Source organism: Pseudonocardia sp. MH-G8 (assembly GCF_002262885.1).
GTDB lineage: Bacteria > Actinomycetota > Actinomycetes > Mycobacteriales > Pseudonocardiaceae > Pseudonocardia.
In genome coordinates, this window is sequence record NZ_NKYF01000010.1 from 55,265 (window position 1) to 67,522 (window position 12,258).

Consider the following 12,258-nt stretch of genomic DNA (forward strand, 5'->3'; position numbering starts at 1 on the left):
CGGGATGTCGCCGCCACCGCACCCATCCGGCGATCACGAGCTGTCGCCGCGCCCGGGCCACCGCGCTAGCGTCGCCCGCAGGCGGCGAGAGGGGACCGGTGTGAGTCTGATCATCGAGAAGAACGTCATGGTGGCGATGCGGGACGGCGTGCGGATGGCCACCGACGTCTACCGGCCCGAGGGCGACGGGCCGTTCCCGGTGCTGGTGCAGCGGTTGCCGTACGGCAAGGAGGTCGCCGGGCTGCGCAACTTCTCCTTCGACGTGCTGCGCGGCGCCCAGGCCGGCTACGCCGTCGTGGTGCAGGACACCCGCGGCCGGTACGCCAGCGAGGGGGAGTTCAACCCGTTCTTCGACGAGGCGGCGGACGGGGCCGACACCGTCGCGTGGGTGGCGGCGCAGCCGTGGTCCACCGGACGCGTCGGCATGATCGGTGGCTCGTACTTCGGGGCCACCCAGTGGCTCGCGGCGAGCCAGGCGCCGCCCGCGCTGGCGGCGATCGCGCCGTTCGTCACCACGGACCAGTACTACGAGAGCTGGGCCTACCAGGGCGGCGCGTTCCAGCTGGGTTTCAACCTGCACTGGACGCTGTCGACGCTCGGGCTCGCCGAGCTCCAGCGGCGTCTGGGCGCCGGGAGCGCCACGCCCGAGCAGCTGGGCGCCCTGATCGCGGCCGTCGACGCCAACGACGAGCTCTACCGGCGCACGCCGCTGCGCGGGCTGCCCGAGCTGAAGGGCATCGCCCCCTACTACGACGACTGGCTCGACCACCCCTCCTACGACGAGTTCTGGCGCTCCTGCGCACCCCGCGAGCACTACGGGGACATCACGGTGCCGGCCCTGAACATGGGCGGCTGGTACGACCTGTTCCTCAAGGGCACGATCGCCAACTACACCGGGATGAAGGCGGCGGGCGGCAGCGCAGCGGCGCGCGGCATGCAGCGGCTGGTCATCGGGCCGTGGGCGCACGGGCCGGTGGGCGGGTGGTTCCCGGAGCGCGGCTTCGGGCTGATGGCGGGCACGGACGCGGCCGACGTCACCGGGATGCAGCTGCGCTGGTTCGACCACCTGCTCAAGGGCGTGGACAACGGGCTCGAGGGCGACAAGCCGGTGCGCATCTTCGTGATGGGCGCCGACGTCTGGCGCGACGAGGACGACTGGCCGCTGCCCGGCACCGAGTTCGTCGACTACCACCTCGGCGGGGAGGGCCGCGCCAATACCGCGGCGGGTGACGGCTCGCTCGGCACCGAGCCTCCTGCGGGCGCCGCCTACGACGCCTACCTGTACGACCCCCGCGACCCGGTCCCGACCGTCGGCGGGGGCTCGTTCCTCCCCGGCCTGTTCGTCGGCGTGAACTCCGGGCCCCGCGACCAGCGCGAGGTGGAGCGGCGCGCGGACGTGCTGTGCTACACGACCGAGCCGCTCGCCGAGCCGTTGGAGGTGACCGGCCCGGTGGAAGCCGTCCTGCACGTCTCGTCCTCGGCGCCGGACACGGACTTCACGGCGAAGCTCGTGGACGTCTACCCGGACGGGCGCGCGGAGAACCTGGCCGACGGGATCCTGCGGGTGCGCTACCGCGAGTCGCTGTCCGAGCCGCGCCTCATGGAGCCCGGACGCGTCTACGAGGTGCGCGTCGACCTGGTGGCCACGGCGAACCTGTTCCGGGCGGGCCACCGCATCCGGCTCGAGGTGTCCAGCAGCAACTTCCCGCGCTTCGACCGCAACACGAACACGGGGGGCACGATCGCGCAGGAGTGCGCGGAGGACTTCCTCCCGGCGCTGAACCGCGTGCACCACGGAGGCGCGCACCCCTCACGGCTGGTGCTGCCGGTTGTGCGTCGCTGAGCCTGCACGATCAGGCGGGCTTCGCTTCCGTGTCAGCGGTTGCGCGTAGGAGCGCCAGGCAGAGGCTTCCGCGACCGCATTCGGCTCACGGCGAAGCGTGGTGTCAGGGGCGGTTGCGTTGACTACGGTCCCTGCCATGGCTGCGCCGCCGCTGGTCCTCGTGCACAGTCCGCTTGTCGGGCCGTCGACCTGGCAGGCGGTCGCGAGCGAGTTCCGGAGCCGCGGCCGGACCGTGTGCGTGCCGTCGCTCGTCGGCGCCGTGGACGACGGGCCGCCGTTCTACCAGGGGTTCGCCGAGAGGGTCCACGCCTGCATGCCCGTCGAGCGCGCCGGCGGGGTCGTCCTGGCGGTGCACAGCGGCGCGGGCCCACTCGTGCCGTCGGTGCTGCAGGCCGCTCCGGTCGAGATCGGCGCCGTCGTGTTCGTGGACGCCACGTTGCCGCATCCCGGGCGGGCGTGGTTCGACTCCGTGCCGACCGAGATGGCGGGCGAGCTCCGGAGCCTCGCCAGCGGTGGGATACTCCCCCCGTGGCAGGAGTGGTTCGAGCCGGCCGTTCTGCGTGAGCTCCTCCCCGACGCGGGGTCCCGGGCGGCGTTCGTCGCCGAGGTGCCCCGCCTCCCGGTGGACTACTTCGCAGAGGTCGCGCCGAACGTCCCGCGTTGGGAGGGCACCAGAGCGGGGTACCTGCGGCTTTCCGAGCCCTACGAGGGGGCTGCAGAGGAGGCTGCGCGCCGAGGATGGCCAGTCCGGCGGTATCGAGGTCGCCACCTCAGCCCGGTGGTGGAGCCGGCCGAGGTGGCGGATGCGATCGACGAACTGCTCGACCTCATGGAAAACGGCGAAGGCGGGTAGCGATCGCCGTCCCCGGACGCTCAGCCGTTCTTCGCGATGTCGGTCAGCAGTGCGTGCAGCGTGCGGACCGGTACGCCCGTTCCGCCCTTCGTCGTGTAGCCGTACGGGCCGGCGCTGTGGAAGCTCGGGCCCGCGATGTCGATGTGGGCCCACGGCAGGCCTGCGGGCACGAACTCGCGCAGGAAGGTCCCGGCCACGAGCATGCCGCCCCAGCGGCTGCCGGTGACGTTGGCGATGTCGGCGATGCGCGAGTCGAGCTCGCCGCGCATGTGCTCGGGCAGCGGCATGGCCCAGCCGTCCTCGCCGGTGGCGCGGGCGTGGGCGGCCACGCGGTCGCGGAAGTCGTCGCTGCCCATCACACCCGCGGTGCGCAGGCCGAGCGCCACCTGCTGGGCACCGGTGAGCGTGGAGGTCTCCACCAGGTAGTCGGGCTCGTCCTCGGAGGCGCGGACGATCGCGTCGGCGAGGACGAGCCGGCCTTCGGCATCGGTGTTGAGCACCTCGACGGTCGTGCCGCCGTACATGCGCAGCACGTCGCCCGGGCGGTAGGCGGTGGCGCTGGGCATGTTCTCGGCCATCGGGACGGTGGCCGTGACCGCCACCGGCAGCTCCAGCTGCGCGGCCAGCACCGTGGCGGCGATGACCGCGGCGGCACCGCCCATGTCCGAGGTCATGTGGTCCATGTTCGCGGCCGGCTTGATCGAGATGCCGCCCGTGTCGAACGTGATGCCCTTGCCCACCAGCGCGACCTTCGCGCGCGGGTCCGGCCCGCCCGCGTAGCTCAGCCGCACCAGCCGGGGCGTGCGCGCCGACCCGCCGCCGACGCCGAGCACACCTCCGTAGCCGCCCGTGGCGAGCGCCTCCTCGTCGAGCACCTCCACCTCGACGCCCGCGGCCTGCGCGAGCTCGCGGGCCCGGGCGGCGAACGTCTCCGGGTAGAGGTCGTTGGGCGGCGTGTTGACCAGGTCACGCGCCGTGCGCACCGCCGTGGCGACGGCCGCGGCGGTGCGGAGGGTGTCGTCCTGGCCGGCGTCGGCGAGCAGGCCGACGGAGCCCACCGGCGCACGCCCGTTGCTCCCCGAGCGGTAGGTGGTGAACGTGTAGGCGCCCATCAGGGTGCCCTCCGCCGCGGCGCCGAGGTCGATCCGGCCCAGCGTGCTGACGACGCTCCCGGTGCCGGCCAGCGCGCGGGCCACGGCGCCCGCGGCGCGGCGCACCTGCTCGGCCTGCGGCTCCCCGCCCTCGTCGGGGGCGCCGAGGCCGACCGCGACGAGCAGCGGCGCCGTGATGCTCCCGCGCGCGGGCAGCCTCACGACCTCCTCCGCCTTGCCGGTGGCCCCGGCCACCGTGAGCAGGGCGGTCAGCTCGTCCGCGCCGCCGAACGCGTCGGCCACCTCGGCGGCGCCGGGCGCGAGGCGGGGGTCCTGATCCCCGTCGGCCGCCGGCAACAGCCCGATGACCACGGCGTCGACGTCGGCGGTGGCAGGTGATCCGTCTGCGATGTGCAGGTCGGTGGACACGCGCGGTCCTCTCGGCAGGGGTGCGGGGTGAATGCGTTCGCCGGCGGGGCGAGACCGGTTCGAGATGCTAATGACACCACCGTGCCCTCGGAGCGTGCAGCCCCGGGTGCAAGGGTGGACGCCGTGTCCTCGAGCGTGCAGCGCCGACTGGGTACAGCCGACGCCACGGTGCTCGGGCTGGCCGCCATGCTCGGTACCGGTGTGTTCGCGGTCTGGGCGCCCGCCGCCGCGGCCGCCGGGCCGTGGCTGCTGCTCGCCGTGGTGCTCGCGGGCGTCGTCGCGGCCTGCAACGCGGCCTCTACCGCCGACCTCGCCGTCGCCCATCCGGAGAGCGGCGGCGGATACGTCTACGGGCGCGCGCGGCTCTCCCCGGGCGCGGGCCGGCTCGCGGGCGTGGCCTTCCTGGTCGGGAAGACGGCGTCGGCGGCCGCGGCGGCCGGGGTCTTCGGCAGCTACGTGCTCCCCTCGGCGCCGTTGCCCGCCGCCGCGATGGTGATCGTCGCCGCCACCGTGCTGAACAGCACCGGGGTGCGCTGGACGTCGCGCGGCGCGTACGCGCTCGTGGGGGGCACGCTCGCGGTGCTGCTCGTCGTGGTGGCGATCGGGTTGCTCGGTCCGGAACAGGCGGCCGTGGCCACCGCCGCCACCCCGGACGTGGAGCCGGTTCCCACCCGCGGCGGCGTGTTCGGCGTGCTGACCGCGGCCGGTCTGGTCTTCTTCGCGTTCGCGGGCTACGCCCGGATCGCCACCCTCGGCGAGGAGGTGCGCGACCCGCACCGCACCCTGCGCCGTGCCATCGCGCTCGCGCTCGGCATCGCGATGCTGACCTACCTGCTGGTGGCCGCCGCGCTGCTGGCCGGTCTCGGAGCCGACCGGCTGGCCACCGAGGCGGCCCCGCTCGTCGCGGTCGTCGACGGCGGTGAGGCTAGCGCGCTCGGCGTGCTCGTGCGCGCGGGCGCGGCCGTGGCTGCCGGGTCCGCGCTGCTGTCGGTGCTGGTCGGGGTCAGCCGCACGGCGCTGGCGATGGCCCGGCGCGGGGAGCTGCCCACCGGGCTCGCCGCGATCTCCTCCCGCGGTACGCCGCGCCGCGCCGACATCGTGGGCGGCCTCGTCGCGATCGGCATCGCCGCGTTCGCCGGCCCCGTCGCGGCGATCGCGCTGTCGGCGTGTTCGGTGCTCGTCTACTACGCAGTGATCAATCTCTCCGCGCTGCGGCTGCCGGCGGCGCAGCGCAGCTGGCCGCACTGGACCTCGTGCCTCGGGCTGCTGCTGTGCCTGGGGCTGGCGGCGCTGCTGCCGACGCACCAGGTCGTCACCACGGCCGTCGCGCTCGCCGTCGGGTGGGTGCTGTGCACGGTGCTCGGGCGCTCCGGCGCCGCCGGGTAGGTTCGCCCCCGTGGCCGACCTCCTGACCAGCCCCTTGCACGACCGGCACGTCGCCCTCGGCGCCACCCTCGGCGAGTTCGGCGGGTGGTCGATGCCCCTGACCTATCCCGCGGGCACGGTGGCCGAGCACTCGAGCGTGCGCGACGCCGTCGGCGTCTTCGACGTCAGCCACCTCGGCAAGCTCGCGATCACCGGCCCGGGCGCGGCCGCGTTCGTCGACCGGTGCCTGACCGCCGACCTCGGGAAGATCGGCCCGGGTCAGGCGCAGTACACGCTCTGCTGCACCGGGTCCGGCGGCGTGGTCGACGACCTGATCGTCTACCTCGTCGGCCCCGACGAGGTGCTCGCCGTGCCGAACGCGGCCAACGCCGCGCGGGTCGCGGAGCTGCTGCGCGCCGCCGCGCCCGCGGAGGTCACGATCACCGACCGGCACCGCGACCTCGCCGTGCTCGCCGTGCAGGGGCCGAAGGCGGCCGAGGTGCTCGTCACCGTGCTGCCCGGCGCCGCGGACCTCGCCGGGATGGACTACATGGCGTTCGCCGACGTAGCCGGAGTGCGGGTGTGCCGCACCGGCTACACCGGCGAGCGCGGTTACGAGCTGCTCGTGCCCGCCGACGACGCCCCCGGCGTGTGGGACGCCCTCCTCGCCGCGGCCGAGCCGCTCGGCGGCGGCCCCGCAGGTCTGGCCGCGCGCGACACCCTGCGCACCGAGATGGGCTACCCGCTGCACGGGCAGGACCTGTCCGAGGAGATCACCCCCGTGCAGGCGGGTAGCGGCTGGGCCGTGGGGTGGTCCAAGCCGGAGTTCTGGGGCCGGGAGGCATTGCTGGCCGAGAAGGAGGCGAAGCCGGCGCGTCGCCTGCGTGCCCTGCGCGCCACCGGACGCGGCGTGCCCCGGGCCGGGATGGCGGTCCTCGTCGACGGCGCGCAGGTCGGCACCACCACCTCGGGCACGTTCTCCCCGACGCTGAAGACCGGCATCGCCCTCGCACTGATCGACACCGCCGCCGGCGTGGCACTCGACGACGTGGTGGCGGTCGACGTCCGCGGCCGCGCCCTGGAGTGCACGGTCGTGAAGCCCCCGTTCGTCCCGTCCCACGTGCGCTGAGACCTCGACTCGCCCGCGCCTGGCCCCGACTCGCGGGTCTGGGACCCCGACTCGCGGGTCTGGGGGGACCCCACACCCGCGAGTCGGGGTTTGGGTGTGGGTGTGTCGCGCTGTGGGGAGGGGATGCTCGGACGTCCGACCATTGCCCGGCCTAGTACCGTCTCCGGTATGAGCGTGCCGTTCACCCGCACCCCCCACCCCTCACCGGTTCCGGCCGACCGGCGGGCGGAGATCGTGGCCGATCCGGGGTTCGGCCGGTACTTCACCGACCACATGGTGACGATCCGGTGGGCGTCGGGGAGCGGGTGGCACGACCCGGCCGTGGTGCCCTACGGCCCGCTCACGTTCGACCCGGCCACGATGGTCCTGCACTACGGGCAGGAGATCTTCGAGGGCCTCAAGGCCTACCGGCAGCCCGACGGCTCGATCGCGAGCTTCCGCCCGGACGCCAACGCGGCGCGCTTCCGAGCGTCGGCGGCGCGGATGGCCATGGCCGAGCTGCCCGACGAGCTGTTCCTCGCCTCGCTCACGGAGCTGGTGGGCGCCGACCGCGAGTGGGTTCCGCCGGCCGGCGGCGAGGAGTCGCTCTACCTGCGCCCGTTCATGATCGCCACGGAGGTCGGGCTCGGGGTGCGTCCGTCGGCCGAGTACCTGTACGCGGTGATCGCCTCGCCCGCGGGCCCGTACTTCTCGAACGGGGTGAAGCCGGTCGACGTGTGGCTGTCCACCGACTACACCCGCTCCGCCCTCGGTGGCACCGGCACCGCGAAGTGCGGCGGCAACTACGCCGCGTCGCTGCTGCCGCAGGCCCAGGCCGCCGAGCACGGGTGCGCGCAGGTGGCCTACCTCGACGCCGAGGAGCGGCACTGGATCGACGAGATGGGTTCGAACAACCTCTTCTTCGTGTACGGCTCCGGTGACGACGTGGAGGTGGTCACGCCCTCGCTCACCGGCAGCATCCTCGCGGGCGTCACGCGCGACTCGATGCTGGTGCTGGCGAAGGAGCTGGGCTGCCAGGTCACCGAGCGGCGCGTGTCGGGCCAGGAATGGCTCGAGGGCGCCGCGGACGGGCGGATCACCGAGGTCTTCGGCTGCGGCACCGCCGCCGTCATCACCCCGATCGGCGGGGTCAAGCACAACGAGGGCGCGGTGCAGATCGGCGGCGGACAGCCCGGCCCGATCACGCTGAAGCTCCGCGAGCTGCTGACGGACATCCAGCGAGGAACGGCCCCCGACACGCACTCCTGGATGCACGAGCTGGTCCCCGCGCCGTGAACCCCACCTGACCGCACCTTGGAGCCCTACCGCTGTTTTTCGGGCGCAGGATCAGCAGTAAGACTCCGAAGTGCGTCAGGTGGCGAGCGCGACCAGGGCGGCTGCCGTGGCCAGTTCGTTGACTGCGCCCAGCACGTCGCCCGTCATTCCTGCGAAGCGGCGGCTCGTGTGCCGGGACAGGGCGATCACCAGTGCCGCGGCGAGCAGTACCCCGACGGCCGCGCGCGGGCCGAGTGCGAGGCCGGCGGCGGCCAGCGCCGTCCACCACCCTGCCGCCACCCACCACGGCTGCGTTCCGGCCACCAGCGCGCCGAGGCCGCCCGGGCGGGCGGCGGGGACACCGCGGCGGGCCACCCAGGTGAATCCCGCCCGGCCGGTGGCGCAGGCCAGTGCGACCGCCGCCACCGCCGTCATCCCCGTGCCGGCGAGCGTGGCGAGCGCCGCGGCCTGCGCGCCCAGCACGACCAGGAGCGTGACGACGCCGAACGGTCCCGCGCCGCCGTCGCGCATCACCGCCAGCGCGCGCTCCGGCGGGCCGTAGCAGCCGAGGCCGTCGGCCGTGTCGGCCAGGCCGTCGACGTGCATGCCGCGCGTGGCCAGCGCCAGGAAGCCGACGGTGAGCAACCCGGCGACCAGCGCCGGCACGCCGAGCGCGGCCAACCCGAGCAGCACCCCGCCCGCCGCCGCCCCCAGCAGCGCACCGACGGCGGGCGCCCAGCGCAACGCACCTGCCGCGGCCCGTGCATCCGGGGCGGCCGCCTTCACCGGCAGCACGGTCAGCAGGCTCAGCGCGAACGCGAGCGACCTCACGCCGGGCCGGGCTCCGTGGCCTGGGGGATCGCGGCCTGGGAGGTCGCGGCAGGGGAGGTGGTGGCGGTCGGGACCGCCGTCGCGGTCTCGGCGAGCAGCCGCGCCGCCATCTGCAGCAACGGGACGGCGGCCACCGCGCCGGTGCCGTCGCCCAGGCGGATGCCGAGGTCGAGCACGGGGGACAGGTGCAGGTGCTCCTCGACGAGCGCCATCGCGGGGTCCGGCGACTTCTGGGCCCCGAGCCACCACTCGCGGGCCCCCGCGGCGAGCTCGTCCGCCAGCAGGGCGGCGGCGCCGACGACGAGCCCGTCGAGCAGCACGGGGGTGCGGCGCAGCGCCGCCTGGAGGCAGAACCCGGTGAGCGCCGCGATGTCGGCGCCGCCGGCCACGCGCAGCAGCGCAAGCGGATCGCGCGCGTGCGGGCGGGCCCGGCGCAGGGCGTCGCGCACCGCGGCCGCCTTGCGCATCCAGCCGGCGTCGTCGATGCCGCTGCCCCGCCCGATCACGGCCACCGGCTCGGCGCCGGTGAGCGTGGCCACCAGGGTGGCCGCCGGCGTGGTGGCGCCCACCCCGAGCGACGCGGGCAGCAGCAGGTCCGCGCCGGAGTCGACCTCCTCGTCGGCGAGCGCCCGGCCGACCGCGACGGCCCGCTCCACCTCGTCGGCGGTCAGCGCGTCCTCGCGGTCGATGCGCCCGGTGCCGCGCCGGACGCGGTGGCGCTCGGTGCCGTCCGGCGGGGTGTCGAGCGCGAGGTCCACGGCGCGCACCGATACGCCGGCCACCGGTGCGACCACGCCCACCGGGGCCGTGTGGTCGCGCACCGCGGCGACCTGGCGGGCGGTGGCGCCCGGCGGGTCGGCCGACACCCCGGCAGCGGCGATGCCGTGGTCGCCGGCCACGACGACGACGCGCGCGCGGGCAGGTGGCCGCGGTGGGCAGGCGCCCTGCGCGGCGGCCAGCCACACGCCGAGCTCGGCCAGGCGACCGAGCGCGCCATCCGGCACGGCCAGCTCGGCGTGCCGGGCGACGGCGGCGCGGTGCGCGTCGACGTCAGGGGCGATGACGGGAGGCAGTTCCACGGGGTGTTCTTACCGTCCGCGCGTCACTTGAGGCGCAGCGGGAGTCCCGCGACGAGGAGCACGACCTCGTCGCAGACGCCCGCGAGCGCGGCGTTGAGCGCGCCCAGCTCGTCGCGGAAGAGACGGCCCGCCCGGGTGGCGGGCACGACGCCGAGCCCCACCTCCGCCGAGACGAGCACGAGGCGGTCGGGTGCGACGCGGACGGCGGCCACGAGCTCGTCCACCGCCGCGTCGATGGCGGCCGGGGTCTCGGTCGCATCCCAGGCGCCGGCGTCGTCGAGCTCGCCGGTCAGCCAGGTGGCGAGGTCGTCCACGAGCAGCGGCCCGCCCCCCGCGCGCACGACGGCGGCAGCGTCGGTGTCCTCCAGCGTGGTCCAGGCGGCGGGTCGGCGTGCCCGGTGGGCCGCGATGCGCGCCGACCACTCCGGGTCGTCCGGGAGGTGGCGGGCCGTGGCGAGGTAGCGCAGCGGCTCGTCGGCGGGCAGGAGGTCCTCGGCGTAGCGCGACTTGCCCGAGCGGGTGCCACCGAGGACGAGCGTGCGCGTCACGTGCGGATCAGGGGTTCGCGCCCCGCTCGACGCGCGGCTTCGGGATGCGCAGCCGGCGCAGCTGGCTCGCCCGGGTGAAGGCGTACCAGCCGGTGGCGAGGGCGTTGATGTGCTCCTCGGGGAACTTCGCCCGCGCCTTCCTGGTGACCGACACGCCGAGGAAGATCCCCTCAATGATCATCGTGGTGAGCGCGACCAGGCTGAACAGGCTCAGGTACTGCTGCGCGGCGGGCACCGGCACCAGCAGCGACAGCACCACCAGGAGCGCCAGCGGCATGAACAGGCCCATGATGTGCGGCCGCGAGTCGATGACGTCGCGGACGTAGGCCTTCACCGGGCCGCGGTCGCGGGGCATCAGGTACCGCTCGTCGCCCGCCGCCATGCGTTCGCGCCGCTCGGCCGCCTGCGCTCGCCGCTGGTCCTTGGACGGGCGGTTGGCCCGGGCCAGCTTGGACGCCTCGCGCTGGGTACGCGGCGGGGGCGCGGCGGGACCGCGACGCCTGCCCTCGGCGTCGCGGCGCTTCGGGGTGGGCCTGCCCTTACCGGCGGGGCGGGTGGACTCGGTGGACTCGGTGCCCAGCGCCGCGGACTCGGACGAGTCGGCGCCGACGGGCGACGGCGTGGAGCGGCGCAGGAACCTCACGGATACCACCTTACGGGCGATAGGTTCTCCGGTATGCGCGTGGTCGTTGCTCCTGACTCCTTCGGCGGCACCCTCAGCGCCCCGGCAGCCGCCGAGGCGATCGCGACGGGGTGGCGGCGAGCCGCACCCGACGACGAGGTGCGGCTGCTCCCGCTCGCGGACGGCGGCACCGGGTTCGTCGAGGTGCTGCACGCGGCCCTCGGCGGTGAGTGGCACGAGCGGGAGGTCACGGGCCCGTTCGGGGACCCGGTGCCGGCCCGGTGGCTGCGGATAGGCGACACCGCCTACCTCGAGTCGGCGGCGGCGTGCGGCCTGCACCTCGTCCCGCGGGAACGGCGGGTGCCCGAGGTGGCGGTCGGCGTCACCTCGCGCGGCGTCGGCGAGCTCGTCGCCGACGCGCGCGACGCGGGCGTCGCCGAGGTCGTCATCGGGCTGGGTGGCTCGGCCACCACCGACGGCGGGGCCGGGATGCTCGCGGCGCTGGGCGCCGTGCCCGTCGACGCCGACGGCGCGCCGCTGTCGGGCGGCGGCGGTGCGCTCGCCCGCTGCGCCCGGCTGGAGGGTGCTGCGGATCTCGGGGGCGTCACGCTCGTGGCGGCCGCCGACGTCGACAACCCCCTCCTGGGTACGCACGGCGCGGCCGCGGTCTTCGGGCCGCAGAAGGGCGCCGACGAGCCCACCGTCGCGCAGCTGGACGCCGCCCTCGCCCGGTTCGCGGACGTGCTGGCCGCGGCGGTCGGCGTCGACGTGCGCGACGAGCCGGGCGCCGGCGCCGCGGGCGGGCTCGGAGCGGCATTGCTGGCTTGCAGGGCCCGGCGGGTTTCCGGGGCGGGCCTGGTCCGGGAGCTGGTCGGGCTGGACGCGGAGCTGGACAAGGCCCAGTTGGCCGTCACCGGGGAAGGCAGCTTCGACTGGCAGTCGCTGCGCGGGAAGCTCATCACGGCCGTGGCGCGCGGCGCCGCCGACCGCGGGCTGCCCTGCCTGGTGCTCGCGGGGCAGGTGTCGGTCGGGCGGCGCGAGGCCGCCGCGGTGGGCGTCGACTCCGCCTACGGGGTGGCCGAGCATGCCGGCGGCGTCGGGGCGTCGATGGCCGACCCGGCAGGCACCCTCGCCGCACTGGCCGAACACGTGGCGCGGCAATGGAGCACACGCTGACGGGAATATCCGGGAGGTAGGGTGGGAACAGCACCGTG

At 75.3% G+C, this 12,258-nt stretch carries 11 protein-coding genes; 6 read left to right on the forward strand and 5 right to left on the reverse strand.

Annotation, left to right across the window (positions count from 1 at the left end; translation table 11 throughout):
• Nucleotides 1–100 precede the first annotated feature (100 nt).
• Together CFP66_RS22800 and CFP66_RS22805 are read left to right on the forward strand one after the other, a co-directional pair.
• Entirely contained in the window at nt 101–1,843 is a 1,743-nt protein-coding gene (locus tag CFP66_RS22800) for a CocE/NonD family hydrolase (protein WP_233159627.1), read from the forward strand.
• A 136-nt stretch (nt 1,844–1,979) separates the two neighbouring features.
• Nucleotides 1,980–2,696 (forward strand): alpha/beta hydrolase, encoded by a 717-nt coding sequence (locus tag CFP66_RS22805; RefSeq protein ID WP_094927177.1) that lies wholly within the window; start codon nt 1,980–1,982, stop codon nt 2,694–2,696.
• Nucleotides 2,697–2,716: 20 nt separating this feature from the next.
• Here the strand turns inward: CFP66_RS22805 and CFP66_RS22810 are convergent, their stop codons facing one another.
• On the reverse strand, nt 2,717–4,216 hold the full coding sequence (locus tag CFP66_RS22810) for a leucyl aminopeptidase (RefSeq protein ID WP_094927178.1): 1,500 nt from the start codon (nt 4,214–4,216) through the stop codon (nt 2,717–2,719).
• Nucleotides 4,217–4,339: 123 nt separating this feature from the next.
• Between CFP66_RS22810 and CFP66_RS22815 the strand changes: the two genes are divergently transcribed.
• From CFP66_RS22815 to CFP66_RS22825, 3 genes are all read left to right on the forward strand, one after another.
• On the forward strand, nt 4,340–5,602 hold the full coding sequence (locus CFP66_RS22815) for an APC family permease (RefSeq protein ID WP_233159628.1): 1,263 nt from the start codon (nt 4,340–4,342) through the stop codon (nt 5,600–5,602).
• Nucleotides 5,603–5,612: 10 nt separating this feature from the next.
• On the forward strand, nt 5,613–6,710 hold the full coding sequence (gene gcvT / locus CFP66_RS22820; protein WP_094927179.1) for a glycine cleavage system aminomethyltransferase GcvT: 1,098 nt from the start codon (nt 5,613–5,615) through the stop codon (nt 6,708–6,710).
• Between the two features lie 168 nt (nt 6,711–6,878).
• A complete protein-coding gene (locus CFP66_RS22825) occupies nt 6,879–7,985 on the forward strand; it encodes a branched-chain amino acid aminotransferase (RefSeq protein WP_094927180.1) in 1,107 nt (368 codons plus the stop codon).
• A gap of 75 nt (nt 7,986–8,060) precedes the next feature.
• On the opposite strand, the gene CFP66_RS22830 is transcribed toward CFP66_RS22825, so the two are convergent.
• From CFP66_RS22830 to CFP66_RS22845, 4 genes are read right to left on the reverse strand one after another with little or no spacing between them, the layout of a single operon-like run.
• Nucleotides 8,061–8,795, reverse strand: coding sequence for an adenosylcobinamide-GDP ribazoletransferase (locus CFP66_RS22830; RefSeq protein ID WP_094927181.1), 735 nt, complete (start codon nt 8,793–8,795; stop codon nt 8,061–8,063).
• Nucleotides 8,792–9,874, reverse strand: coding sequence for a nicotinate-nucleotide--dimethylbenzimidazole phosphoribosyltransferase (locus tag CFP66_RS22835; protein WP_094927182.1), 1,083 nt, complete (start codon nt 9,872–9,874; stop codon nt 8,792–8,794). Before CFP66_RS22835 ends, CFP66_RS22830 begins: the two co-directional genes overlap by 4 nt.
• Before the next feature lie 23 nt (nt 9,875–9,897).
• Nucleotides 9,898–10,422 (reverse strand): bifunctional adenosylcobinamide kinase/adenosylcobinamide-phosphate guanylyltransferase, encoded by a 525-nt coding sequence (locus CFP66_RS22840; RefSeq protein WP_094927183.1) that lies wholly within the window; start codon nt 10,420–10,422, stop codon nt 9,898–9,900.
• A gap of 7 nt (nt 10,423–10,429) precedes the next feature.
• Entirely contained in the window at nt 10,430–11,065 is a 636-nt protein-coding gene (locus CFP66_RS22845) for a DUF3043 domain-containing protein (RefSeq protein ID WP_094927184.1), read from the reverse strand.
• 33 nt (nt 11,066–11,098) lie between these two features.
• Between CFP66_RS22845 and CFP66_RS22850 the strand changes: the two genes are divergently transcribed.
• A complete protein-coding gene (locus CFP66_RS22850) occupies nt 11,099–12,220 on the forward strand; it encodes a glycerate kinase (RefSeq protein ID WP_094927185.1) in 1,122 nt (373 codons plus the stop codon).
• The last annotated feature ends 38 nt before the right edge of the window (nt 12,221–12,258 follow it).